We start from the raw sequence: 24,653 nt of genomic DNA, 5'->3' as shown, positions 1-24,653 counted from the left end.
AGCGCGAAAATGCGGTCGTATAAGGGGGCTGCGCGCTATTGCAGCGCGAGATCGACGCCGACATAGATCGGGGGAATGTAGATCGTGCGCCGCTTCTCGCGCGGACAATCCTTATCCTCGATCTTTTTTCCGTCCTTGCCCTTGGCACGGCATTCGCATGCCTTGTCGTCATCCTTGCAGTCGATGGTATCGCCGATTTGCGATTCGACCTGGCTGACGAGCGAGCGAGCATTCTCGGCCTGCGCGGGCGCGGCAACGGCAGCAAGGCCGGTTAGAACCGCGAGGCAGGTGAGAAGACGGCGTAGCATCGTGACCGATGATGTAATCGCTGGATCGCGTTTCGTAAACCTTCGACGGACATTTGCTTGCGAGCGTTGCAGCAAAGACATAGGCGCATCGCGATATGGACCTCGATCGCTCTCCCCTCGCCCGTTCTTTTCCAAACCTGCCCGCGATTACTGGCGCGACGCCGCGCGTGGCGCGTGCGCGCTATAAGACCTGGGATCGGTGCGACCTGACGCTGGTCGAATTCGCCAAGGGCACCGCAGTCGCCGGGCTGTTCACCAAGAGCGCCTGCGCCTCGCCCGAAGTCGAGGCCGGACGCGTGCAGATCGGCGGCGGATCGGCCCGCGCGCTGGTCGTCAACGCGGGCAATGCCAATGCCTTCACCGGTGCCGCAGGGCGCGAAGCGGTCGAACAGATCCAGGCTCAGGTGGCCGACGAACTCGATTGCTCCCCCGAGCAGGTGTTCGTCAGCTCGACCGGCGTGATCGGCGTGCCGCTGCCGAAGGACAAGGCGCGCGCCGGGATCGCCGCCGCGCTCCTCGCGGAGCCGTGCGATTGGCTCGAAGTCGCGCGTGCGATCGGCACCACCGACACGTTCGAAAAGGGCGCGACGACCACCGCAACGATCGGCGATACCGAGGTCACGCTGATCGGCGTGATCAAGGGCAGCGGCATGATCGCGCCCGATATGGCGACCATGCTCGGCTATATCGTCACCGATGCGGCGATCGAACCGGCCCTGCTGCAGACAATGCTCTCGCAGGCCAACGGGGCCAGCTTCGGTGCGATCACCGTCGATAGCGACACGTCGACCAGCGACACCGTGCTTGCCTTCGCAACCGGCGCGGCGGGCAATGTCCCGCTCGCCGATGACGACAGTCCCGAAGCCGAAGCCTTTGCCGCTGCGCTCGAGGACTTGTGCGGCCAGCTCGCCCGGCTCGTGGTGCGCGACGGCGAAGGCGCAAGCAAGTTCATCACGGTGAAGGTGACGGGCGCGGATTCGGATGACAGCGCGCACCGGATCGGCCTCTCGATCGCCAATTCGCCGCTGGTGAAGACCGCGATCGCGGGCGAGGACGCCAATTGGGGCCGTGTGGTGATGGCCGTCGGCAAGGCCGGCGAACCGGCGGATCGCGACCGCCTGTCGATTGCATTCGGCGGCATCGAGGTGGCGCGCGAAGGCCGCGCAGTCGAAACCTATGACGAAGCGCCGGTTGCCGCGCATCTCAAAGGACAGGAGATCGATATCGATGTCGATATCGATCTCGGAGACGGACAGGCCACGGTCTACACCTGCGATCTCACCCACGGCTATATTTCGATCAACGCGGACTACCGCTCGTGAGCGAGAGCCTGACCGGCCAGGTTCATGCCCTGATGGCGCGCGCGAGCCGCGATGCGATCATGCCGCATTACCGCACGCTCGACGACGGCGAGATCACGAACAAGGCGGCCGACGATGTCGTCACCGTGGCCGATCATGCGAGCGAGACAATCCTCACCGAGGGTCTCGCGCGGTTGCTGCCGCAGGCCTCGATCGTGGGAGAAGAAGCGGCGGAGGCCGATCCATCGATCATGGACCGGCTCGGCGACGGGCTGTGCTGGATCGTCGACCCGCTCGACGGGACGAACAATTTCGCGTTCGGCAAGCCGCCTTTCGGCGTGCTGGTCGCGCTGGCCGAGGGCGGGGAAACGGTCGCGGGTTGGATCTACGATTGCCTGTCGGGCCGCTTCTGCCACGCCATCCAGGGCGGCGGGGCATTCGTGGACGGCGAACCGGTTTCGGCGCGCGCGACCGGGCACGACGTGCCGATCGCCGCGATTTCACTGATTTTCCTCGACCAGGCCGAGCGCGCGGCAGTGTCCGAGCATATCGCGCCGCATTACGAACTGGTCGACATTCCCCGCTGCGCCGCCGAACAATATCCGCGGCTCGCACTCGGGGAAAACGACGTTTCGCTGTTCAACCGCACCCTGCCATGGGATCACGCGGCGGGGGCGCTGTGGCTCAACGAAGCGGGCGGCAAGGTCGCGCGGCTCGATGGCAGCGCCTATCGGCCCGCGGACTGGGAGCGCACGGGCCTGATCGGAGCGGCCACGCCGCAATTGTGGGATGCACTGGCGGAGCGGATCGCCGCCATGGGCTGAATCCCCGCTCTCACGGGGATCCAGCGGCGCATCAAAGCTCGCTCTCGAGCCAGCTCTGAAGCTGCGATTTGGGCGCGGCACCGAGCTTCTGCGCAACCGCTTCGCCATTCTTGAACAGCACCATCAGCGGGATCGACTGGACGCCATATTTCTGCGGCACTTCGGTGCTTTCCATGATGTCCATCTTGGCGATCGTCACCTTGTCGGCCAGCTCTTCGGAAATCTCTTCCAGCGCCGGCGCGATCATCTTGCACGGGCCGCACCACTCGGCCCAGAAATCGACCAGCACGGGCTTGTCGCTATCGAGAACGGTGGACTGGAAATCGGCGTCGGTGACAGCTTTGGTGGACATGAAAACTCCTTTGCGTGTGCAATCTATCTAGGATCGCGGATCGGATACGCAAGCGCACGAGACGCTCAGACGTTCCGCCGCTCCGCTCGCGCTTCCGGCCCTTCGGAGACGAGCAAGGCATCCGGCAGACCGATCAGTTGCGGCGTGTGCGTGTAGAGCACCGCGGCTTCGACCGACCTTCCGGGATATATGGCGCGCAGGCTCGCGGCGTAGGCGGCCATCTGGCGAATGGTGGATCCGGGCACCCCGTCGAGCGCATGGGGCGGGCGCAGCGTGGTCTTGAAATCGACGATCAGGATGCGCTCGTCCTCGATCAGCAACCGGTCGATCGTGCCGGCAATCACCGCTTCGCCCACAGTCGCCGCAATCGGGACTTCCGCCAATGCGCGCGGACCGAACAGCTCGGCCCATTGCGGATCGTCGAGCACTGCGATCGCGCTCGAAGCCATTTCCGCGCGCATGTCGTGGGCCAGATCGTCCGCCTGCTTTTCAAGCCAGCGCAGCGCGCGTTCCTGGCGCTCGCCCTCCGGCACTTCGGGCAAGCGTTCGAGCAGGGCGTGGATCAGCGTTCCGCGCCGCGCCGCAACCGCCAGCGCATCGCTCGGCAGCGGCGGGTCGGGTGCCTCGTCCTCGCCCAGCGACGACGGAGCCAGCGGGCGCGGAGGACGCGGCTCGGGGCCGATCGGCGTGGTAAGCCATGCCGGCTTTTCGGGCTCCGGATCGGGCCCTGCGCTAGTCTTGGCCACACCATCGCCAGCCTTGCCCCGGACGTTGGTAGCATCCCAGATCGGATCGTCGCGCCACTCGCCCTCGTCGAACAATGCTTGGAGCCGCGCATACCAGCTATCGTCGTGGGGTTTCTTTTCACGTGCGCCAAGCGACCCGGTGACGAACAGCGCTTCTTCCGCGCGCGTCATGCCGACATACAGCAGGCGCCAGTGTTCGCGCAGCATTTCGGCCTTGGCATCTTCGAGGATCGGCGCCAGCGGGCCGACCAGATGATCTTTCGACAATTTGGGCAGGGGCAACGTCAACGGATCGCCTGCGGGATCGGGCTCCTCGATATCGAGCCGGTCGGTCTGCGAGTTGTTCGGATTGTCGGCCGCATCGGCAAGGATCACGATCGGCGATTGCAGCCCCTTCGATCCATGCACGGTCATGACCCGCACCTGGTCGCCCGCGCTCCCCGCCTCGCGCTTCAACTCGCCCTCGCCCGCGTCGAGCCAATGGAGGAAGCCTGAAAGGCTCGGCACTTGCGACACGGCATAGGCGTGGGCAGCGTTCAGCAATTCGTCGAGCGGATCGTTGGCCTCGCGCCCCAATTGCGAGACGAGCTTGCGGCGCCCTTCCCACGGCCCGGTCAGCAACCAGTGGAGGATCTTCTGCGGGGGCTCGAAGTCGGCCTGCGCCAGCAGCGGTTCGAACTGCAGCAGGACCTGCGCAACGTCGGAATGCGAGGACGCACGCAAATGATCCCACAACCGCACCCGGTCCTCGCGATAGCCGTGATCGAGCAATTGCTCCTGCGACCATCCGACCAGGGGGGAGACCAGCAGCGCGGCGAGATTGAGATCGTCGAGCGGCTGCGCGGCAAAGCGCAGCGCGGAAAGCACATCCTTGACCGCCAGCGGATCGCCGAGCCGCAGACGGTCGACCCCGGCCACCGCGACGCCTTCCTCATGCAGCCGGGCAACGATCAGGCCAGCCAGTTGCTTGCGCCGCCGAACCAGCACCATGATGTCGCCCGGGCTCACGCGTTTGCCGCCGCGCTTGTGGAGCGCGAAGCCCGCATCGATCCAGGCTTTCACCTGCCGCGCGATCCGCTTGGCGAGACGGCGATCGCTGGGCTGGAGCCAATCGCCACCCTCGCCTTCTTCGCGTTCGTCCTCGTCCTCTCCGCCAATCGGACGCCAGAGCCCGACCAGCCCCGGCCCGTGCTCGCCGGCATGGGGTTCGACGTCCTGCGCGCGGAGGCCGATTTCCTCATGCCCGATCGCCTCGATCGCTTCGTCGACGATGGAGAGGATGGGCTGGGTGGTGCGGAAGGAACGACCTAACCCAAGCTCGCGCAAGGGGCGGGGAGCCGATTCAGCGCGCGCGCGGGAGTTGGCGCTGCGCCAGGCTTCGGCATAGTCGGCCATCCGCGTCCGCACCCGGTCGCGCGCCTTGCGGAAGTTTTCGGGGCTGGTGCCCTGAAAGCCGAAGATCGCCTGCTTGTAGTCGCCGACCACGAACAGCGTGCGGGTTTCTGTCCCGTGCTGGCCTTCGCCGCGCCAGAAATCGTCGGCCAGCCCGTCCAGGATGATCTGCCATTGGTCGGCATTGGTATCCTGCGCTTCGTCGACCAGGATATGATCGAAGCGGCGATCGAGCTTGAACCGGATCCAATCGGCGGGAACGGCATCGGTCAGGAGATGTGCGGCGAGGCGGATCTGGTCGTCGAAATCGATCAGGCCTTCGCGCTGCTTGGCTTCGTCCCATGCCAGCGCATAGCGGCGCCCCAATTCATACGCCGGCGCGAGCCAGTCGGCGAGTTCGATCAGTCGGCGCTGTTCGGCGATCGAATCAAGCGCCTGATTGACGTCGTCGATCGCCGGTCCGTAGCGATCGTCGACCTTCAGGATGTTGGCGATCTGCTTGGGCGTCCCGTCCTTGTTGAGCACGGTGCCGTAGAATTCGTCGATGGCTGCAAGCCGCGCCGCAGGATCGAGCGCCTGCCATTGTGCGATCGTCGCCGCGCCTGTCAGGCCCGTCTTCGTCCCCCAATCCTCGAGGATCGAGCGGCAAAGACCCAGCGATTCCAACGGGAAAGCACCGTCGGCACACAGCGCAGGCAGATCGTCGGGCGATGCATCGGCTTCCAGCCCCAGCATCCGCATCAGGCGCGGGCGGACCGGAGGCTGGAACCCGCGCGTGCCCTTCCACGCCTCAATATGCTTGGCGCATCGCCGCAGGAACGCTTCCGCGCCATCCGGCCCGAACCGCAGCGAAAGCGAGGCAAGCGCATCGAGCGACGCTGTGTCTCCCACCGCTTCGGCGTCGACTAGCAGTTCGGCCAGAACCTCGCGCGACAGCAGGTCCTGCTCGCGCTCTTCCATCGCCCGCAGGCCGGGAGGGAGGCCCGCCTCATAGGGGAACGCCGAGAGCAGCCAGGTCGAGAAAGCGTGGATCGTATCGATCCTCAGCCCGCCCCCCGGACAATCGAGGACCGCCGCAAACCGCGTGCGCGCGCGGTTGAGCGTCTCTTCTCCGACATCGGCGCCGATATGGGCAAGCTCCTTGCCCAGTTCATCATCCTTCATCCGCACCCAGCGGGCGAGCACGCCGTTGACGCGCTCTGCCATTTCGGCCGCGCCCGCCTTGGTAAAGGTCAGGCACAGGATCTGCGACGGCGACACGCCGGGTTCGAGCAGCAGGCGGAGGACGCGGGCAGACAGCACCTGCGTCTTCCCCGTCCCCGCAGACGCTCCGAGCCAGACGGTGTCGCGCGGATCGACCGCTTCGGCCTGCGCACCTTCGAGACGATGGACCGCGCTCATAGGGCATCCTCCGCCGCTTCCTCGTCGTCAGGTGAGGCGATCCATTCCTCGAGCCGCATCAGGTGATCGTAGTCGGTATACGCCTCGTAATCGGGGTTCTCGCGCGCCAGGAACGGCTCGCGCCCGTCGATGTATTTCTCGACGGCCATGCGCAGGAAGTGGGCCGTGCGATCGAGGAACTCCTCGCGCGGGATGCCGCGCTTGCCCCGCGGGGTCGGATGCGGGTCGGCGATGTGGCCGAATTGCTCGGTCTTGGGAAGGCGGCCCAGCGACCAATATTCGAACAGTTCGGGATCGCCCGCCACGCCCTTGAACGCGCCCGCGCGCGCCATCAGCCCGATCAACCCGAGCTGCAGCGCGAATCCCTTTTCGACCTGCGCTTTCGAAGGCGGCGCACCGGTCTTGTAATCGAGAATAGCGAGCGAGCCGTCGGGCAAGCGATCGATCCGGTCGGCCCGTCCCACCAGCGTCGCGCCGCAGACTTGCGCGGTGCCCTTTTCCTCGATCGCGATCGGAATACGACCGTCCGCGCGCATCTTTTCGGTCTCGTCGGCCACCCAGTCCAGCGCCTCGCGCAGGCGCGGCCACCACAGATGACGCACCAGCGGGTGGCCCGACATCTTTGCAAGCTCCTCGCGCGCGATCGTTTCGAGATCGCCCTCGCCTTCGTGCCAGCGCTGGAGGATCTTGTGCGCTGCCGTACCCTTCCACTTGGCCGAAGGCTCGTCATCGAGGCCATCGAGTGATTTCAGACGCAGGATTTCCGAGGCGTAGAACTGGTAGGGATCGCCCAGCAGCCGGTCGAGCGCGGTGACCGCGATCGGCACCTTGCGCCGCTCGGCCGCGGGGTCGGGCGCGGGCCGTGGCGCAGGATCGGTGCGTCCCGTCCAGTCGATCGAGCGAGCAAGCGCGGGGGTGCGTTCATCGGTATGACGTTGCGCCAGATCCTCGCCCATCAGGGCTCGCACCCGCTGGACGAACCGCGAAGGGATCACCGGCCCGCTTTCATCGCGGCGCGCATGGCTGAGAACGACATCCGGCGCGCCGAGTGCGGCGGCGAGATCGTGCGCCGAAAGCCCGATGCGAAACTCGCCATCGGGAACGCCGAGCGCACGCATGACCGGCGGCGGTAACAACGCGTCGGGCGTCGGGGAAGCAGGCCAGGAGCCTTCGTGCATCGCGCCGCAGATCACCAGTTCGGCACGGCTCATCCGGCTTTCGAGCAGGCCGTAGATCGAAACGCGCGGATGTCCGCCCCAGGGCGGTCGCACCGCGATATCTTCCATCACATCGCGCAGGATCGACGGCAGCTCGCGCGGTTCGACGTCGGTCGGCACGGTCTCGGCAGCGGTTCGCAAGTTCTCGATGAAGGCGGACAGCGCACGGCCCTCCGCGCCGCCCCACACAGTCGTTCCGCCCAGCGCCTCGATCGTCGTCGAAAGCTGGCGCAGCGCCTGATTGAGCGGCAGAGTTGTGGGCGGATCGAACAGCGGTGCAATCAGCGCTTCGGCTTCGTCCCACCAGTCTCGGATATGCTTTTCAACGGCCAGCGCGCGCAGCGGAGCCAGGCCCGGAGCCGGACGCGGCCCGCGCAAGGCACGGTCGAATTTGCGCGCATTCTCAAGCCACGATTTGCGGTTTCCGGAGCGCATCACGAGAGGGTGCTGGAGCAGCGCCGTGAGCGCGACCGGCCCGCCCTCGCCGCCCAGCATCTCCGCCGAAAGCAGGAACAGGCGTCCCGGTGCTGTCTGCGGCAGGGGTGTGCCCGCCGTATCGTCAGCCGCGATATTCCAGCGCCGCAGATGAGCGACCACACGGGCGGCGAGTCCGCGGTCGGGGGTCACCAGCGCGACGCGCCTTTCAGGCGTTTCGAGCGCTTCGCGGACGAGAATCGCGATGGCTTGCGCTTCCTCTTCGGAATTGGCGCTTTCCATCAGAGTAACGCCTTCAAGACGCCGATCCTCGCTGCCGAGGTCGGCCCAGCGCGCCGAGGGGCCCGGCGGCAAAAAGAGATTCGCGATCGCCTTGCTGCGTTCGGGACGCGCGGCGGTCATCCCGGCGCGGTGCCATTGGTCGATCTCGGCGCGGTTCACGCCCATCCGGTTGAGCAACAGTTTAAGATGGTATTGCGGATGAGTGAGCGCGTCGCGGCGCCCGATCGGCGCGCCATCGACCTCTTCAGGCACGCCTGCACGCCCAAGTCCGTCCCAGACATCGTCATCGAGCCGGTCGGCCAGGGCCAGGTCGGGCAGGATCACCGCGCCTTGCGGCAATTCGCTGACCACGCGCAGCAACCGCGCGAGCGAAGGCGAGGCACTGGTGACGCCCGCCGCGACGATCGGACTTGCGGGCGGATCGTCGCGCCAGCGCCGGGCCGCGTGGTCGAACAGGAGATTGCGCCGGGTCGGTGGGTCGACCTGGCCGAATTGCGCCAACCGCTCCTGCCACAACCGCTCGATGGTCGCGAACACAAGCGTCGAGGCTTTCCAGTGATCGGCGAGATCGGGCACCAGTTCGAGCACGCGATCGGAGAGCAGTGCATCGGAGGAAACGCCCTCCACCAGCAGGCGGTCGATCGTCCGCCCGATCAGGTCGGCTTCACGCAAGCGCGCCGAGGCGGGCGGTGGCTCTTCGCCCCGATTGCGGCGCGGATCGTGCTCGTGCAACAGTGCCGCGAGTTCGAGCCGCCGGCGGGTGGGATCGATTGCCGGTGGAATGGTATCGTTCGCTTCGCCAATCGGATCGAGCAGCGAGCCAAGCGCCTCGTCGAGGTCGAGATCGCCCACCACCACCATGCGAGGCAGCAGCAGGCCACCATCCGACGCGCGAACGAACGCCTCCGTCACGGTGCGCGCGGCACGACGGCTCGGAAGCAACAGGGTAACCCGCGCGAGACCGAACCCCTCCTCGCGATAACGCGGGATCAGACCGGCGACGAGCGCATCGGCGAATCCGCGATGCGCTGCGATCGTGTAGATCTGCGGAGCGCCCGCGCCCACCGCGCCCTCAGCGCTCGGCCAAAGCGGCTTCGGTTGGCGCGATCGCCTGCGGGGTGCCGACCTCGAACCACTCGCCGGTATGCACCAGGCCATAGAGCCGTTCTTCCTCGATCGCGCGCTCCCACAGCACATTGGTCGAGAACTTGCCTTCGGGCGCATCGCGCAGCAGGCGGTGCGAAACGAGCTGGATACCCGTGTAGATATAGGGCGCGATCCGCCCCGGCTCGCGGCGCGTGATACGGCCAACCGGATCGAGATAGAAATCGCCCTGCCCGCGATAATTTCCCGCATTGTGGTGGCGAACGACGAGCAGCAACGCGTCCATCCTGTCCGCGTCCCATCCCAGGCTCAACTCGTGGAACACGTCGCGCGGACCGTCGAGCCAGACATTGTCCGAATTGAGACAGAAGAATGGGTCTGGCAGCCTGCCCTGCGCGCGGACCATCCCCCCGCCCGTCTCCAGCAGCAGGTCGCGCTCGTCCGAAATCACGACGGCGGGATTCTTGCGCGGCTTTACATGCGCTTCGAGCGCATCGGCCAGGTAGTGGACATTGACCACCGCCTTCGCCACGCCCGCATCGGCGAGCGCATCGAGCGTGTGGTCGATCAGGTGACGTCCCGCCACCTTGACCAGGGGCTTGGGCTGGGTCGCAGTAAGCGGACGCATCCGCTTGCCTAGACCCGCCGCCATCACCATGGCCGTATCGCTCACCAACTCGATCATCGCTGGAATTCCCCGCCCAGATTGTCGCGCAATTCGCGCGGGACATTGGTGTCGAACCATTTGGCGACCGGCTCGAGCGCCGGATGGGCCAGATCGCGTTCCATCAGGTTCCAGACGCGCGGGATCAGGTCGAGATAGCGCGGCTTCCCATCGCGCTTCCACAGCCGCGTGAAGATGCCGACGATCTTTGCGTTCCGCTGGGCGCCCAACCGCGCATAGTCGGCTTCGAAGTCTTCGCCCGGATCGGTTTTGGACAGATAGTGATCGAGCATCGCGCGCTCGAGCTCGGGCGAAACGTCGCGCCGCGCATCTTGCAACAGCGAGACCAGATCGTAGGCCTTGTGACCAACCAGGGCGTCCTGGAAATCGAGCAAGCCCTGCCGCCCCAGCGCACCCAGCAGCATGATGTTCTCGGCATGGTAATCGCGCAGCACGGTGACGCCTTGCCGCTGGTTGCGCAGCACCGGGAGCATGGCGTCCTGCCAGGCGTCGATATATCCGCCCTCGTCGACCTCGAGCCCCTGAGCGGGAGCATACCACTCGGTGAGCAGTCCGACTTCGCGGGCGTATTCGGACCATCCGTATTCAGGGAAAGGTCCGGCCGGCTTGGTGTGCAGATCGACCAGCGCATCGATCGCACCGCGATAGGTCTCGGTCTCGTCCTGCGGCCATTCGTCGAGATAGTCGCGCATCCTTGCCGCGCCGAAATCTTCGAGCAGGACGAAGCCGTGCTCTTCGTTTTCGGCATGGATTTCCGGCGCACGCAATCCGTGTTCGCACAGCCAGCGATCGACTTTGACGAAGGGGCGGATGTCCTCTTGTGGGGGCGGTGCGTGCATCAGCAGCGCGCTGTCTTCACCGCGCTTCAACCGCCAGTAGCGGCGGAACGAGGCATCGCCTGTCAGCGCGGTGGATTCGGCCGCGCCCCATCCGGCTGCGGCAAGGAAAGTGTCGGCGCCTTCAGGCAGTTCGCTCATGGCAAGCGTCCCTGCCACTCCGTTCCGCCTTCGACAATGGCGAAGCGCATGTCATCCCGCTTTTCGAGACGGATCGAAAGACAGGCCGGTTCCTCGTCGAAACCACCGGCGCGATCGGGCCACTCGGCTAGGAGGACGGCCCCGTCGCGATAATCATCGAGCCCGATTTCGTACAATTCATCCGGATGTTCGAGCCGATAGAAATCGGCGTGCACCACGGGTGGCTCGAGCGCCTCGTAAGTCTCGATGATCGTGAAAGTCGGCGACGGCACATCACCCTCGTGCCCGGCAGCACGCAGGATCGCGCGCGATAGCGTCGTCTTGCCTGCCCCCAGATCTCCGGTCAGTGCGATCACATCTCCCCCGCGCAGGCGGGCAGCGATATCGGCACCGAACGCATCGACCGCAGCCAGATCGGGCAGATCGCGCCGCAGCTCAGCCAAGGTCGAAGATCACGGCAGTGCCCTGCCCCTTCTCGGACATGATTTCGAGGTTGCCACCATGGGCTTCGACGATCCGTTTCGCCAACGGGAGACCATAATTGACCCTGCGTTCGACGGTTTTTCCATCGGCGCTGACCATTAACCCGTCGAGCGCACGGGCGAGCGTGATCGCGTCCATTCCCTCGCCATCGTCCGAGATCACGATCCGCGTGCCGTCCTTTCGATCGAGGAGTTTAACGAGGATCCGCCCACCCTCAGGAAGCGCGTTGATCGCATTGTCGAGGATATGCCCAACGGCTCGCGAAAAGCGCGCGTCGTCGCCCATGATCCGGGCGCCGCTTCCGGCGACCTTGAGCTCGAGCTGGATGTCTTGGCCCTCGATCCGTTCGCGCCTGGTCTCGATCAGGTTTTCGAGGAAGGGAGCAAGCGTAATCTCTTCCTTCACCAGCGGCAGCATACCCGCCTCGCTTTGCGACAGATCGAGCACGCTTTCCACCTGCTCGACCGAATCGAGAATCGCCTTGAGATAGGCCATGCCGTCATCGGTTAGTTCGCCCCCGATGCCGGTTTCGAGCAATTCCGCAAACCCACGCATCGAGGTAAGTGGGGTGCGGAATTCGTAGCTCATATTGGCGAGGAAGCGCGTCTTCATCGCGTCGGCCTCGACCAAGGCCGCATTGCGCGCGCGCAGTGCCTCTTCGGCCTTTTGCGTGTCGGTGATGTCGAGCACGGTGAGCAGACCGTTGCCATCGGGCAGCGGCACGCCCGCGAATTCCAGGATGCGTCCATCGGATAGGTTCGCCCGGCCCACCCCCTGCGCGCGATCGAGCGTCGCTGCCCGGACCACGTCGCCGATCTGACCGGCCTTGTCCCCGCGCTGCAGCTTCTTCTGGATCAGTCCGAGAAGCTCATCGATCCGCGGATGGGTATCGAGGAATTCCTCGTCGAGCCCCCAATCGGCGGCAAAGCGGCGGTTCCACAATTGCAGACGTCCATCGGGCCGGAACACCGCGATCGATTCGAACAGGCTGTCGAAAGTAGCTGTGCGAGTTCGCAGCAACGTGTCCTGGGAGGCCGAGAGCTGCAATTGTTCGGTCTGGTCCTCGGCCAGCAGCAGCAGCCCCCCGTCGGGATTGGGCTGAGCGAATATGCGAAGATGCGTGCCGTCGGCCAGCGTCCAGCTTTCCTCATTGGTCTCGTTCGAGGTAAACCACTCCTCGCGTTCCTTGCGCCAGGCGGGGTAATCGCGAACTTGCGGTATGCGATCCCGATCGCGCGCATTTTCGAGCCAGCGGCTGAAACTCGGCTGCTCTCGCATCTGTTCGAAGGTCAGGCCGAAACTGCGCTGGAACGGGCGATTGGCGAAAATCAGGTGATGGTTGGCATCGAATTGCGCCACCCCGGCGGACAATTTGTCGAGCATGTTGCGCTGAGCAACACGGAACGCCTTGAAGCTGCGCGACAGCTCTTCCATGTCCTCGACATCGATCGCATAACCGGCGATGCCTTCCTCGCCGAGCGGCAGGTCCGAGACGCGCAAAGCCCGCCTCTGACCATTGATCGTGGCATTCACCATTCGCTCGATCGGAAGGCGCTGTTCGCTCGCTTCGCGCGCGACATGAGACGCGGCCAGTCCGTTTACCGGCTCCACCAGTTCGATCTGTTCGGCCACGACTTCGTCGGCATCCTTCGCACCGACAGCCACGACATAGGCGCTGTTGACGAGCCGGATGTCGCCCTCGTTCGTGCGGAACCACATCGGCATCGGCGCCGCTTCGAGCAGTCCGACCAGCGCGGCAAAATCCCCCCGCGCACGCTGGGCTTCATCACGCAGCCGGGCCAATTCGCTTTCGCTGTCGGAAAAATCGAAGACCCAGACCAGCGCGGCGCCGCCTGGCGAGACTTGCGGATCGGCCAATTGCCCACGCAACGACAGAGATCGTAACGACCCTTGCGGGGTGATGATCATATCGAACGGGGCCGCCGTCTTCTGCGTGCGCCGCACCGCTTCCTGCAACTGCTCTGCTTGTGGGGGTGCAAGGCCCCGATCTGTCTCGCCCAGTTCGGCTAGATAAGTCGGCAATTCCTCGAGCCCAAGCCATCCGGCAAGTCGGGGCGAGGCCTCGATCCTTCCATCGGCACGTACAAGCAGCGGCAGCGCCGGCGATTCGTCGAGCATGCGCTGGAGCCGCTTCAATCCCGTGCGGGCATCGCGGACCTGCGCCGTCGCCCTGCTGGCAAGATAGATGGCAGCCAGCGCGGCGAGCGTCCACCCGCCGAGCACGACGCCGATCAGCACCCAGGTCGTGGCCGAAATATCCATTGGCTTTCAGCTATGACGGCTAAGGCTGCGACGCAACGGCGCTAACCAACAAAAACGGGGCGTTCCGTTGCCGAAACGCCCCGCCGTGTTCGATTTGCGATCGATCAGTAACGATAATGTTCGGGCTTGAACGGACCGTCGACCGGCACACCGATGTAATCGGCCTGCTTCTGGGTCAGCTTGGTCAGCTGGACACCCAGCTTGTCGAGGTGCAGCGCGGCGACCTTCTCGTCGAGGTGCTTCGGCAGAACGTAGACGTCGTTCTTGTACTGATCGGTGTTCTTGTAGAGCTCGATCTGAGCCAGCACCTGATTGGTGAAGGAACAGCTCATCACAAAGCTCGGGTGGCCGGTGGCGCAGGCGAGGTTCACGAGGCGGCCCTTGGCCAATACGATGATTTCCTTGCCGTCGGGGAACTTCACAAGGTCAGTGCCGGGCTTCAATTCGGTCCACTCGTAATTGTCGAGCGCGCCGATCTGGATCTCGCTGTCGAAGTGGCCGATGTTGCAGACGATGCTCATCGGTTTCATCGCCTTCATGTGCTCTGCGGTGATGACGTCTTCATTGCCCGTGGTGGTCACGAAGATGTCGGCGCGCTTGACGCCTTCTTCCATCGTAACGACCTCGAACCCGTCCATCGCCGCCTGCAGCGCGCAAATCGGATCCACCTCGGTCACCAGCACACGCGCGCCGCCATTGCGAAGCGACTGGGCCGAGCCCTTGCCGACATCGCCGAAGCCCGCGACCAAGGCAACTTTACCCGAAAGCATGACGTCGGTAGCGCGGCGGATCGCGTCGACGAGCGATTCGCGGCAACCGTAGAGGTTGTCGAACTTCGACTTGGTCACGCTGTCATTCACGTTGATCGCCGGGAATGGCAGCTTGTCCTGTTTGGCAAGCGAATAGAGGCGGTGGACACCGGTGGTGGTCTCTTCTGACACGCCCTTGATGTTCTTGACGCTGGCGGTGAGGTAGCCGGGCTTCTTCTTGAGGAATTCCTTCAGCGCACGCTGGAATTCGATTTCCTCGGCATTACCGGGTGCGGGCAGTTCCTCGCCCGCTTCGACCCGTGCGCCCCAAAGCGCGAACATCGTAGCGTCGCCGCCATCATCGAGGATGATATTTGCGGTCTGGTCAGCATCGTCGTCGGTCGACCAGTCGAAGATCTTGCCGACATAATCCCAGTATTCGGCCAGGCTCTCACCCTTGATGGCGAACACCGGAATGTCCTGATCGGCGATCGCGGCAGCGGCGTGGTCCTGGGTCGAATAGATGTTGCAGGTCGCCCAGCGTACTTCGGCGCCCAGCTCGACCAGCGTCTCGATCAACACCGCCGTCTGGATCGTCATGTGGAGCGAGCCGGTGATGCGCGCGCCCTTGAGCAGTTTCTCGTTCCCGTATTCCTCGCGGATGGCCATGAGGCCGGGCATTTCTGTTTCGGCGATGCGGATTTCCTGGTGGCCGTATTCGGCCAGCGAAATATCCTTGATGACGTAGTCCTTGGCAGCAGCCACGGTATTCTCCTGAAACTTGTGTAAATAGCCCTGCCTAGGGACCGACCGAGGGAGGACGATCCACCAGCAGCGCAGGATGGTCTCCCACTTAGCGGCTGACCTCGCTCGAGGCAAATATAAAGACATCTTTATATGTCATATCGACATCGAGACGCGGCAACCGGATGACGGACGCCGCGCACGCCCGACAGATCGGCGATTGTGCGCGCGGAACGCGCTTCCTATATCGGCTCCGACTGCAATCCCTATTCTAGAAGGAAATACGACATGACGATTTCGGTTGGCGACAAACTGCCCGACGTACAGCTGGTCAAGGCGACCGGCGACGGCCCGCAGCCGGTCCAGAGCGGCGACTATTTCGCCGGCAAGAAGATTGCCCTGTTCTCTGTGCCCGGCGCTTACACCCCGACCTGCTCGGCGCGCCACCTCCCTGGCTATGTCGAAAAGGCAGATGACCTTATGGCCAAGGGTGTCGACGAAATCGCCTGCACCGCGGTCAACGACGCGTTCGTCATGGGCGCCTGGCAGGAAGCCAACAATGCCAGCGACGTGACCATGCTGTCGGACGGTAATGGCGAATTCGCGCAAGCGACCGGCCTTACGATGGACGGCAGCGCCTTCGGCCTCGGCCAGCGCGGCCAGCGGTATTCCATGATCGTCGACGATGGTGTCGTCACCGAGCTCAATGTCGAAGAACCCGGCGACTTCAAGGTCTCGAGCGCCGACCACATGCTCGGCCAGCTCTGAGACAGATCGGCACGCGATTCGCGTGCCTTCGCAAGGCAAGCAGACAAGGCGGGCGCGACCTATATGGTCGCGCCCGTTTTGCTTCCAGGCGACAATCGTCTATTGGTATAAGTAACGGGTGATCAATGATTTGCGGCTAACAGACCACCATGCGCATTGAGCGGAGTTTTCGCGGCTGGAAGCCGGTGCTGTCGTCGCTCGTTGCGTCATTGGCCCTGCTTGCTCCGGACGCCGCATTCGCGCGCTGTGTCGGTGTCGACGATCCTGTCGTCCAGCAGGCCGAACTGGAAATCGGCCGCAACCCGGCTGCCGCTATCGCATCGATAGATCGTGCAATCTCGCGAACGGACCCAAATGATCGCCGCCGCCTCGCCAATCTCCATCTTGCCCAGACGATCGCCTATTCGATGGACGGGCAGTTAGACTCAAAAATCTTCGACGAGGCCGAGCGGCTCGCCGCCGAATTCCCAGCCAGTGATCCGATCAATCTGTTCATGCGGATTCCACAAGCAGACAGGTTAGAAGACAAGGCGGATCGAGTAGAGGCGAGACAGGCGATCCTGCACGACGTGGAAAGCCTTCCTGCCAACGCCGGTACCAGGGCTTGCCTTGGCCTGGATCTCGCCGTGTCCTATTCCGACGACAACAATCTGCGGCGAGCCTTCGATTTGACGAGCCGCGCCTATCGCAACACCGATGGCGACACATTTCCGCGAGCGCATGCCGAAGCAGCCTCGATCTTGGCCTACCTCGTGTCGATTGGCCGGGATTTCGAATACGCACTTCGTCTCCATTCGGAATCTCTCGACTTCTATGTGTCTAACGAGCTTTACGACCTCGCCGCGAACGAGCACGTGGTTCGAGGGTATACGGAACTCGAAGCCGACAATATTCGAGACGCGCTCGCGGATTTCGAAGCGTCGGTTGAACAAGCGAAAAGCTACGGAAACAGTTACGCTGTGGCCTATGCCGAGCAAGGCCTGTGTCTCGCCGCTCTGGAGGGCGGCATGATCGCTCGCGCGCGGCCAGCTTGCATCGCCTCGTACAGTGTCCTCGATCAAGCAAACGAGCCGATGGCCTATCGCGCTGGAGTTGCGAAAGGCATGCTGCTCCTTGCGGAAGGCCGCGCATCGGAGGCTTTGAAAGCAATCGAAAGGGTATTCGAAAGAAAATACAAACCGCTGGGATATGAGGACCAGATCGAGGCTTACGCAACCCGGGCCAAGGCACTTGCAGCCTTGGGCCGTAGTGACGAAGCCTATCGAGACATGGTCCGCGCGGCCGAACTGACGTCCGACGATCACAAAATCGCGCAGGCCAGCGCTACAGGCGTCGCCCAGGCACGATTTCAAACACGACAACTGAAGAGCGAACTCGCGCAGGAGCAGCGGTCCAGCCAGGAGAGCCGCAGGCTGGCGCTCGCCGTTGTCATCGGTTCGGCGACCGGTCTCGTACTGCTGGGAATGCTCGTATTTACACTGCTCCGCCACCGTAGCGAATTCCGCAAGCTGGCTATGCTCGATCCGCTGACCAATCTCGCCAACCGGAGAGCGACGCTCCACGAGGCCGACGAAATCCTGAGTGGCCCTGCGACGATTCGCCCTCGGGCGACGACCGCGTTGCTCGATATCGATCGGTTCAAACGCTGCAACGATCGCTTCGGCCACGACGCGGGCGACCAGATCTTGCGCGAATTTGCGCGGGTCGTGAAACGCTGCGTCCGTCCCGACGATATCGTTGGTCGCTGGGGCGGCGAGGAGTTCCTCGTCATCTTTCCCGCGCTTTGCGCCGAAAAGGCCGAACAGGTCATCGAACGCATCCGGCGCGAAGCCGAAGTTCAACCGTTCGAGCTCGCACCTGACTTAACCTTGCGCTTCAGCGCGGGGATTGCCGAGATCGAGGAAGCCGGCGACGATATGCGGGAGTGCATCAGACTGGCCGATCGTCGCCTGTATCAAGCCAAGGCCATGGGTCGGCACCGCACTTGCAGTCGCGGTCCTGGGATCGATCCGCTCGCTTCAATCGGTGAGCAGTCCGGTAACGGAAAGCCGGGCGGATCGCCCGACCATTCGAGCGAAGCTAGCCGTAGCCCATCAGCTTGAGCACTTCCTCGCGACTGCGAGGATCGTCGAGGAAGGTGCCCATCATCCGGCTGGTGATCATACCGACACCGGGCGTGCGTACGCCGCGCGCAGTCATGCAGCTGTGCGAAGCCTCGATCACCACCGCCACGCCTTCCGGCTCGAGATGCTCCCAGATGCAATCGGCGACTTCGGCGGTGAGTCGCTCCTGCACCTGCAAGCGCCGGGCAAAACCGTGTAGTACTCGCGCGAGCTTCGAAATACCGACCACCCGGTTGGTCGGGAGATAGGCAATGGCCGCCTTCCCGATGATCGGAGCCATGTGGTGCTCGCAATGCGACTGGAACGGGATGTCCTTGAGCAGGACGATCTCGTTGTAGCCCCCCACTTCCTCGAACACGCGCGAGAGATGCACGGCCGGATCCTCGGTATAGCCGAGGCAGTATTCCTTCCACGCCCGCGCCACACGCGCCGGGGTATCGAGCAGCCCTTCGCGTGAAGGATCATCGCCGGTCCATTCGATCAGCGTCCTGATCGCGTCCTGCACATGGTCGGGTACCGGCGGTTTCCCGCGCGGATCGTCTTCGTCGGGGCCGACGAGGCTGCTCATCTCAATTTCCTTTTACGCGTCGCCAGAGGCGGTCGAGCGGGGTCTCTTTGCGGAAAAGTCCGCCATTGGCAAACGGCTCGAACATTTCATCGGGACGCTCGGGATCGAGCAATTCGGACCCTGCAAGCGTTTCGGTGACATCGCCCTTCTCCGGCGGATCGTAACGGCGCAGCTGGCGCGAATTGCGGCCTCCGTGCTGCTCAATGAAGTCCTGCATCGATTCGGCGTTCTCAAGCTCTTCAAGCGCAGCAGCTTCGGTCACCCCGGTATGCTCGGCAAGCAAGGAGACGCGCAGATCGCGTATCTGGTCGCCAATATGGGCATTGGCGGGACGGGACTTGTCGATGAACAGATCGGTCTCGCTGTCGAGCCCCATCGAGCGATTGTTGAGATTGGCAGATCCGATCCGCAGGATCTCGTCGTCGAAGATCGAGATCTTGGCATGAACATAGATCGGCGTGTCCCCCGTATAGGGGACATAGATCGCGAAGCGGTTCTTATGGTCGAGTTCGCGCAACCGCTCGACCAGGAGATCGCGTGCATGGTCCATCGCCTGCTGCTCAAGCCAACCTTCGGCATTGGCCGGGTGGACGATCACGATTTCGGGCGGATCGTCCTCCTGCAAGCGCTGGACGATCGCATCGACGACCTTGCGCGATGTGATGTATTGGTTCTCGAAATAAATGAACTTCTTTGCCTCGCCAATCTGGCGGAGCATCAACTCCTCGATCTCGTCGATCTGGGTCAGCTCTTCGTATTTTGCCCTGGTCCGGGCGATTCCGATCTCGATATCCTTGAATTGCGCGTCGAGCTCATCCGGCCAGGGCGTGTCGTCGCAATCGACCGGATCGAGCTCCTTGCCGCCGGCATTGTGCCAGCGATTGCGGCCGAGCTCGCCAAGGCAGCCCGCAATATCGCCTTCCAGCATCATCGTGGCATCATGCCATGGCTGGTAGGTCGAGCCGCGCGGCGTCCGGCGATCGGGATCGTGTTCATCGTGAGCGCGCGTGTCCCACCGCTCTGTGGTCATATCGATACCGCCGCACACGGCAAAATTGTCGTCGATCACCGCGATCTTCTGATGATGCGAGCAACCGATCGGGTGCTTGGTATCGAATTTGAAATCGATCGCTTTCTTGGGCCACATGCGGGCCAGATCGGCCAGCATGCCCATTCGCCCGACGAACTGGATCCACCCGACGCTCCATTTGAGCACAAGAATATCCAGCCCCTTGCGATGACGCGCCAGCCATAGAAGGAAGCTGCCGAGACGCACGGGGTAACCCGCGTCCTTGATCCGGTCATACCAGCGGCGCCCTTCGGCAAGGTGGATGCGGGTGTCGAAATCCCACCCCACTAACATGATTCGCCTCTCGGCCTTCAGCATCGCTTGCTGCATCAGCGCGAAATAATCCTCGGCATCGACGATCACCGACGCGCGCGAGGCCTTGGCATAGCGCCAGACCCCGGGCTCGACCGGCTTGTCGAAGTCCTCCTGCGCGTCGTGCGCCTGCCCCTCCCCCAGGATCGCCACTATTCCTTGGCGTCCTCTTTCTTTTCCGGAGTTACTTCGGCGTCGGCCTTCTCGGCCTTTTTACGGCGTTCAAACACATGCTCCATGTGCTCGACGTCCTTGCCGTCTAGGTACTTCTTGAAGTCGGGAAAGTGATCTTCCTCTTCCTCGTCGATGTGATGGCGGTAATCGTGGTCGAGCTGTTTGAACTTCTGCAGCCAGGCCGACGAACTCATATCGGTTGCGGCAAGATCGTTGAGCGCTTCCTCGATCTCGTGATGCTCTGCCACCGAGTGCCGGGTTTCGTCGGTGGTGGGCGGCTTGCGTAGCATGGTCGAATAGAGCGCCTGCTCCTCGGCCGAGGCGTGACCTTTCACGTCCTTCGTGAATTCTTCGAACAGCGTCTTGCGCTCGTCGGTCTCCCCGCTGGTCTCCCCGATCCTGTCGAGCAACTCGCGGTGTCGGTCGTGATCTTCCTTGAGGCGGGCGAAAATATCTTCGGCAGACATGGCGGCGATCCTTTCAGTTCGGTTTGATGATTGAACCGCAAGTCACGTGCCTTGTTCCGCATATCTTCCGATTCCACCTCCCGAAGTGCTTCCGCACGCCTCCCGAAACCAAAAAAGGGACCGACCCCGTCGGGTCAGTCCCTTGTTTGGCGCGCCAGGAAGGATTCGAACCTCCGGCCGCCTGATTCGTAGTCAGGTACTCTATCCAGCTGAGCTACTGGCGCGCTTTGGAGGTGGCCACATAGGGCCGGCTCGAAACCAATGCAACCCGATTATCGTGTTTCATTCAACTTGTGCGCAAGCGGGATATCGAGCGGAGGCATGGCGAGGCTATCCATCGTCGAGCGATCGAACCAAGCAATCTCCTGTCCTTCCAACGGTCGAGGCTCCCCGTCCCAGAAACGGCAAGTGTAAAGAAGAATGACATAGGGCGATCTTTCACTGGTTCGCTGATCCCGATCGCTGGAGAATACCAGCGGTTCCAGATCGCGTGCTGCAATCGTGATTCCCAGTTCTTCCCACAACTCGCGGATCAGCGCGGTTTCCAGCGTCTCGTCCTTCTCTACTTTCCCGCCCGGGAACTCCCACAGGCCCGCGTGCGGATGCCCCGAAGGGCAGCGCTGGAGCAGGACCTTCCCAGTGGGCGACATCAACGCCGCTGCAACCACGATTCGGTTTGTCGGATTTTTTTGCAAGAAATCACCGTGCATCAACACTTCATTAGCCAATCCACGCAATAACGGCATCGTCACGAACCGGACAGGGGGATCGATGATGGGACAAGACATACTTCGGCAGACGTTGCGCGACGAGAGTGGGGCAACCGCTGTCGAATACGGACTGATCGTCGCGCTGATCTTCCTCGCGATTGCCGGTGCCGTGGCTGGCATGGCCAACGAAAACACGAAGACCTGGAATAAGGTCTCGGACGAAATGACCGATGCCAACAGGGCCGCCAACTAGGCGGTTTAGGAATTATCAACGAATTGGGACTAGACCCAGAACCACTCAACACACGGCATTTTGGGTGCGCCGGGTAGAGAGACTGTAAAACAGGAGACTTGATATGAAATTCTTCAACAAGCTGATCAAAGACGAAGCCGGCGCTACCGCCATCGAATACGGCCTCATCGCCGCTCTGATCGCGGTTGCCGCGATCACCGCGATGCAGGGCCTCGGCGGCCAGCTCAAGACGACCTTCAACAAGGCGTCGACCGAAATGGCTTCGACCAACTAAGGTCTGGACCAAACGAACAAAGAAGGGCGGCGAGGAAACTCGCCGCCCTTTTTTTATGTCCGCTTCCGGATCGCCAACTCAGTAGGTGATGATTTTAACCTTGTCGCCAGCGCGCAGGGTCGAGTTCGCTTCGAGATCGTTGAGAACAAGGAAGCGTTCGAGCTGATAGTTCGAATAGCTCATCCGGCTCGCGATCGAACGGACCGTATCGCCCGAACGCACCGTGTAGATATCGATCTTGCGCGGTTTGACATTGGCGGCTTCGGAGCTGCTGATCCGGCGCATCGATTGATACATGGAATTGAACACGCCAGTATTCCCCGCCTGGGTCACGGTCAGGAAGTGGAAAGCCTGTCCGTTGGAAAATTCGTAGGCGAAAACCGTCGCATCGACCTGTCCATTGCCGCTGTTGACCCGCGCAACACCATAAGCGGCAGGGATGCCATTAACGGTCGTGCGCTGGACGCTGGAGGGTTGGACCTGTTGTTGTTCGGAAAGGCCGGCGAAGACCGAACGCACATAGCGATCGAGATCGCCATTATACGACGCCATCGAGAACTGGCCCTGCCCCGACTGTCCGCCGATCGACACCGCGCGGGTGCCGTTGACCAGGTAAAACCCCTGCGGTGCCTTGAAGGCGAGCTTGAGCTCGGGATGGATGAACGTGCCGTTCTCGATGATCCCCTGCTTGGGATCGTCGCCGTAGAGCATGCCATCGATGTTGTTCAGGAACTGATCGCGCGCGGTGATGCCGCCGGCATCGTACTTTTGCGCTTCGGCGAGCGCTTCCTGCACGCGCGAGGCCGGATCGGGGTGGGTCGACGCCCATTCGGGCACACGGGTTTCCGAGCGCCCCATCATGCGGGAGTCGAGCGCGTTCTGAGCTGCCAGGCTGTTGAGCACCGTCGCCATGGCGCGCTCATCATAACCGGCACGATTGAGATAGAGCGCGCCGAGCTTGTCTGCTTCGAGCTCCTGCCCGCGCGAATAACTGAGCGTCGCGGCCTGGGCGAGGCCGAGCGAACCGCGTGCAAGCGTGTCGCCGAGGCCCGAGCCGCCGAGGAAAACGCTCGAGAGAATCGCGCCCAAGGTCCCGAAGAGCGAATTGCGCTGAGCTTCTGCCTGGCGGCGTTCCGAGTGGCGTGCCGCCACGTGGCCGACTTCGTGACCAAGCACGCCGGCCAGCTCGGCCTCATTGTCCATCAGTCCCACCAGTTGGCGCGTCGTGTAGATATAGCCCCCGGGGATCGCGAAGGCGTTATTCACCGAGGAATTGAGTAGCGTGACCGTGTAGGCATCGCGACCATTGGCGAGGCCCGATTGCGCGGCGATGTTCTTGCCCACGCGCTCGACATACGCGCCGCCCGGGCCGGTATATTCCCCACCGAACTCGGCCATCAGCTGGGGGTGGTATTCGGCACCCTGGGCACGGTCCTGCGCGCTGATCGGTTCGGGGGTTTGGTTGATGTCGTAATTGCCCCCGCCGCCGAGCAGGCCGGAGCCTGCAGCGCAGCCTGCAAGCGAAGCGCAAGCGATCAAAGCGGTGGTCGATTTCAGAACTGTTTTTACCATCGGGGCATCTCCTGTCAGGCGCCCGATCAGAATGGTGCGGGGGCGCGTGGTCCGTCGTCGCGCGCGAACCCTTCTGTCAGAAGAAATCTGTTGTAGCTGAGTAAGTTCCCAGCCCTGCCGAGTTAGGTCGTCAGCCCTCGCCGATGCTCAGGAAACGTTCCTCGCGCATCGCACGCAACTTGGCGGAATCGAATTCAGAGAGAGTCTGCAGTTCGTCTTCCAGCGCTTTGCCCAGCGCGGCGCAGGCCTTGTCGGGCGCGCGGTGCGCACCGCCTACAGGCTCGGACACGATCCGGTCGATCACACCCAACTTGAGCAGGTCCTGCGCGGTCATCTTCATCGCCTCGGCCGCATCGGGCGCGTTTTCCGCGGTTCGCCACAGGATGGAGGCGCAGCCTTCGGGGCTGATCACCGAATAAACTGCATGCTCGAACATCAGCACGCGCTCCGCACTCGCCAGCGCCACCGCGCCGCCCGAACCGCCCTCGCCTACGATCGCCGAAACCATCGGCACCGGCAGCGCGAGGCAGGCTTCGGTCGAACGCGCGATCGCTTCGGCCTGGCCGCGCTCTTCGGCCTCGATCCCCGGGAATGCGCCCGACGTATCGACCAGCGTTACCACTGGCAGGCCGAACCGGCCCGCCATGTCCATCAGGCGGATCGCCTTGCGATAACCTTCGGGCTTGCCCATGCCGAAATTGTGCTTGAGCCGAGTCTGGGTGTCGTGCCCCTTCTCATGGCCCATCAGCACCACCCGGCGATCGCCGAGCTTGGCGAGTCCGCCGACTATCGCTTCGTCCTCGGCGTAATAGCGGTCACCGCCCAGCGGCACGAAATCGGTGAAGATCTGCTCGACATAGTCGCGGAAATGCGGTCGCTGCGGATGCCGCGCGACCTGCGTTTTCTGCCACGGCGTGAGCTTGGCGAAAGTGCTGCCGATCAATGACGCCCGGCGTTCACGCAGCTTTTCGATCTCGCTCGTCAGGTCGACGTCGTCGCCCGCTGCGCTTTCAAGTTCGGCGATGCGCGAATCGATCTCCGCGATCGGTTTTTCGAATTCCAGGTAGGATGCCATGTCGC

General features: G+C 63.2%; 21 protein-coding genes and 1 tRNA gene. 6 read left to right on the top strand and 16 right to left on the bottom strand.

Annotation, left to right across the window (positions count from 1 at the left end; genetic code table 11):
• Nucleotides 1-35: 35 nt before the first annotated feature.
• Nucleotides 36-308 (bottom strand): hypothetical protein, encoded by a 273-nt coding sequence (locus tag GRI68_RS04065; RefSeq protein ID WP_160616053.1) that lies wholly within the window; start codon nt 306-308, stop codon nt 36-38.
• A 95-nt stretch (nt 309-403) separates the two neighbouring features.
• Between GRI68_RS04065 and argJ the strand changes: the two genes are divergently transcribed.
• Together argJ and GRI68_RS04055 are read left to right on the top strand one after the other, a co-directional pair.
• Nucleotides 404-1,630, top strand: a complete 1,227-nt coding sequence (argJ, locus tag GRI68_RS04060) for a bifunctional glutamate N-acetyltransferase/amino-acid acetyltransferase ArgJ (RefSeq protein WP_160616052.1) — start codon at nt 404-406, stop codon at nt 1,628-1,630.
• Nucleotides 1,627-2,433 (top strand): inositol monophosphatase family protein, encoded by an 807-nt coding sequence (locus tag GRI68_RS04055; RefSeq protein WP_407643326.1) that lies wholly within the window; start codon nt 1,627-1,629, stop codon nt 2,431-2,433. The genes argJ and GRI68_RS04055 overlap by 4 nt, the downstream gene beginning before the upstream one ends.
• Nucleotides 2,434-2,464: 31 nt before the next feature.
• Here GRI68_RS04055 and trxA read toward each other — a convergent pair whose 3' ends face one another.
• From trxA to ahcY, 8 genes are all read right to left on the bottom strand, one after another.
• Nucleotides 2,465-2,785, bottom strand: a complete 321-nt coding sequence (gene trxA, locus GRI68_RS04050) for a thioredoxin (protein WP_160616051.1) — start codon at nt 2,783-2,785, stop codon at nt 2,465-2,467.
• Nucleotides 2,786-2,850: 65 nt separating this feature from the next.
• The gene (gene addA / locus GRI68_RS04045) at nt 2,851-6,324 is read right to left on the bottom strand and encodes a double-strand break repair helicase AddA (protein ID WP_160616050.1); all 3,474 of its coding nucleotides are present in this window, start codon (nt 6,322-6,324) and stop codon (nt 2,851-2,853) included.
• Nucleotides 6,321-9,323: a double-strand break repair protein AddB gene (gene addB / locus GRI68_RS04040; RefSeq protein ID WP_160616049.1), complete on the bottom strand. Its 3,003-nt coding sequence runs from the start codon at nt 9,321-9,323 to the stop codon at nt 6,321-6,323. Before addB ends, addA begins: the two co-directional genes overlap by 4 nt.
• 7 nt (nt 9,324-9,330) lie before the next feature.
• A complete protein-coding gene (locus GRI68_RS04035) occupies nt 9,331-10,047 on the bottom strand; it encodes a nucleotidyltransferase family protein (RefSeq protein ID WP_160616048.1) in 717 nt (238 codons plus the stop codon).
• On the bottom strand, nt 10,044-11,024 hold the full coding sequence (locus GRI68_RS04030) for an aminoglycoside phosphotransferase family protein (protein WP_160616047.1): 981 nt from the start codon (nt 11,022-11,024) through the stop codon (nt 10,044-10,046). Before GRI68_RS04030 ends, GRI68_RS04035 begins: the two co-directional genes overlap by 4 nt.
• Entirely contained in the window at nt 11,021-11,458 is a 438-nt protein-coding gene (tsaE, locus tag GRI68_RS04025) for a tRNA (adenosine(37)-N6)-threonylcarbamoyltransferase complex ATPase subunit type 1 TsaE (RefSeq protein ID WP_160617839.1), read from the bottom strand. The genes GRI68_RS04030 and tsaE overlap by 4 nt, the downstream gene beginning before the upstream one ends.
• 1 nt (nt 11,459) lies before the next feature.
• The gene (locus GRI68_RS04020; protein WP_160616046.1) at nt 11,460-13,790 is read right to left on the bottom strand and encodes a sensor histidine kinase; all 2,331 of its coding nucleotides are present in this window, start codon (nt 13,788-13,790) and stop codon (nt 11,460-11,462) included.
• 104 nt (nt 13,791-13,894) lie between these two features.
• Nucleotides 13,895-15,304 carry an adenosylhomocysteinase gene (gene ahcY, locus GRI68_RS04015; protein ID WP_160616045.1) on the bottom strand — a complete coding sequence of 470 codons (1,410 nt, stop codon included), beginning with the start codon at nt 15,302-15,304 and terminating at the stop codon, nt 13,895-13,897.
• 267 nt (nt 15,305-15,571) lie between these two features.
• Between ahcY and GRI68_RS04010 the strand changes: the two genes are divergently transcribed.
• Nucleotides 15,572-16,051 (top strand): peroxiredoxin, encoded by a 480-nt coding sequence (locus GRI68_RS04010; RefSeq protein ID WP_160616044.1) that lies wholly within the window; start codon nt 15,572-15,574, stop codon nt 16,049-16,051.
• Between the two features lie 149 nt (nt 16,052-16,200).
• Nucleotides 16,201-18,153: a GGDEF domain-containing protein gene (locus tag GRI68_RS04005; RefSeq protein WP_160616043.1), complete on the top strand. Its 1,953-nt coding sequence runs from the start codon at nt 16,201-16,203 to the stop codon at nt 18,151-18,153.
• Here the strand turns inward: GRI68_RS04005 and folE are convergent.
• The 5 genes from folE to GRI68_RS03980 form a co-directional block, all read right to left on the bottom strand.
• On the bottom strand, nt 18,131-18,742 hold the full coding sequence (folE, locus tag GRI68_RS04000) for a GTP cyclohydrolase I FolE (protein ID WP_160616042.1): 612 nt from the start codon (nt 18,740-18,742) through the stop codon (nt 18,131-18,133). The genes GRI68_RS04005 and folE overlap by 23 nt on opposite strands.
• 1 nt (nt 18,743) lies before the next feature.
• A complete protein-coding gene (locus tag GRI68_RS03995; RefSeq protein ID WP_325063759.1) occupies nt 18,744-20,276 on the bottom strand; it encodes a phospholipase D-like domain-containing protein in 1,533 nt (510 codons plus the stop codon).
• Entirely contained in the window at nt 20,276-20,764 is a 489-nt protein-coding gene (locus GRI68_RS03990) for a hemerythrin domain-containing protein (protein WP_160616041.1), read from the bottom strand. Before GRI68_RS03990 ends, GRI68_RS03995 begins: the two co-directional genes overlap by 1 nt.
• A 147-nt stretch (nt 20,765-20,911) precedes the next feature.
• Nucleotides 20,912-20,988 (bottom strand) — tRNA-Arg (locus GRI68_RS03985).
• 48 nt (nt 20,989-21,036) lie between these two features.
• Nucleotides 21,037-21,552, bottom strand: a complete 516-nt coding sequence (locus tag GRI68_RS03980; protein WP_234028707.1) for a (deoxy)nucleoside triphosphate pyrophosphohydrolase — start codon at nt 21,550-21,552, stop codon at nt 21,037-21,039.
• Between GRI68_RS03980 and GRI68_RS03975 the strand changes: the two genes are divergently transcribed.
• Complete coding sequence (locus GRI68_RS03975; protein ID WP_325063758.1) at nt 21,536-21,727, top strand: Flp family type IVb pilin; 192 nt, start codon at nt 21,536-21,538, stop codon at nt 21,725-21,727. The genes GRI68_RS03980 and GRI68_RS03975 overlap by 17 nt on opposite strands.
• 103 nt (nt 21,728-21,830) lie before the next feature.
• Nucleotides 21,831-22,001 (top strand): Flp family type IVb pilin, encoded by a 171-nt coding sequence (locus tag GRI68_RS03970; protein WP_160616040.1) that lies wholly within the window; start codon nt 21,831-21,833, stop codon nt 21,999-22,001.
• A gap of 78 nt (nt 22,002-22,079) precedes the next feature.
• On the opposite strand, the gene GRI68_RS03965 is transcribed toward GRI68_RS03970, so the two are convergent.
• Complete coding sequence (locus tag GRI68_RS03965) at nt 22,080-23,573, bottom strand: M48 family metalloprotease (RefSeq protein WP_160616039.1); 1,494 nt, start codon at nt 23,571-23,573, stop codon at nt 22,080-22,082.
• A gap of 130 nt (nt 23,574-23,703) precedes the next feature.
• The gene (locus tag GRI68_RS03960) at nt 23,704-24,648 is read right to left on the bottom strand and encodes an acetyl-CoA carboxylase carboxyltransferase subunit alpha (protein WP_160616038.1); all 945 of its coding nucleotides are present in this window, start codon (nt 24,646-24,648) and stop codon (nt 23,704-23,706) included.
• Nucleotides 24,649-24,653: the final 5 nt, after the last annotated feature.

Source organism: Alteriqipengyuania halimionae (assembly GCF_009827575.1).
GTDB classification, from domain to species: Bacteria; Pseudomonadota; Alphaproteobacteria; order Sphingomonadales; family Sphingomonadaceae; genus Alteriqipengyuania_A; species Alteriqipengyuania_A halimionae.
Note: the sequence above shows the minus strand (reverse complement) of the source record. Positions and strands in the feature narration are given on the sequence as shown.

What these genes read in the sequence shown, in the direction of transcription:
- GRI68_RS04065 (WP_160616053.1), bottom strand. Translation starts at nt 308, where the DNA reads ATGCTACGCCGTCTTCTCACCTGCCTCGCGGTTCTAACCGGCCTTGCT.
- argJ (WP_160616052.1), top strand. Translation starts at nt 404, where the DNA reads ATGGACCTCGATCGCTCTCCCCTCGCCCGTTCTTTTCCAAACCTGCCC.
- trxA (WP_160616051.1), bottom strand. Translation starts at nt 2,785, where the DNA reads ATGTCCACCAAAGCTGTCACCGACGCCGATTTCCAGTCCACCGTTCTC.
- addA (WP_160616050.1), bottom strand. Translation starts at nt 6,324, where the DNA reads ATGAGCGCGGTCCATCGTCTCGAAGGTGCGCAGGCCGAAGCGGTCGAT.
- GRI68_RS04035 (WP_160616048.1), bottom strand. Translation starts at nt 10,047, where the DNA reads ATGATCGAGTTGGTGAGCGATACGGCCATGGTGATGGCGGCGGGTCTA.
- GRI68_RS04030 (WP_160616047.1), bottom strand. Translation starts at nt 11,024, where the DNA reads ATGAGCGAACTGCCTGAAGGCGCCGACACTTTCCTTGCCGCAGCCGGA.
- GRI68_RS04020 (WP_160616046.1), bottom strand. Translation starts at nt 13,790, where the DNA reads ATGGATATTTCGGCCACGACCTGGGTGCTGATCGGCGTCGTGCTCGGC.
- GRI68_RS04010 (WP_160616044.1), top strand. Translation starts at nt 15,572, where the DNA reads ATGACGATTTCGGTTGGCGACAAACTGCCCGACGTACAGCTGGTCAAG.
- GRI68_RS04005 (WP_160616043.1), top strand. Translation starts at nt 16,201, where the DNA reads ATGCGCATTGAGCGGAGTTTTCGCGGCTGGAAGCCGGTGCTGTCGTCG.
- folE (WP_160616042.1), bottom strand. Translation starts at nt 18,742, where the DNA reads ATGAGCAGCCTCGTCGGCCCCGACGAAGACGATCCGCGCGGGAAACCG.
- GRI68_RS03990 (WP_160616041.1), bottom strand. Translation starts at nt 20,764, where the DNA reads ATGTCTGCCGAAGATATTTTCGCCCGCCTCAAGGAAGATCACGACCGA.
- GRI68_RS03975 (WP_325063758.1), top strand. Translation starts at nt 21,536, where the DNA reads ATGATGGGACAAGACATACTTCGGCAGACGTTGCGCGACGAGAGTGGG.
- GRI68_RS03980 (WP_234028707.1), bottom strand. Translation starts at nt 21,552, where the DNA reads ATGTCTTGTCCCATCATCGATCCCCCTGTCCGGTTCGTGACGATGCCG.
- GRI68_RS03970 (WP_160616040.1), top strand. Translation starts at nt 21,831, where the DNA reads ATGAAATTCTTCAACAAGCTGATCAAAGACGAAGCCGGCGCTACCGCC.
- GRI68_RS03965 (WP_160616039.1), bottom strand. Translation starts at nt 23,573, where the DNA reads ATGGTAAAAACAGTTCTGAAATCGACCACCGCTTTGATCGCTTGCGCT.
- GRI68_RS03960 (WP_160616038.1), bottom strand. Translation starts at nt 24,648, where the DNA reads ATGGCATCCTACCTGGAATTCGAAAAACCGATCGCGGAGATCGATTCG.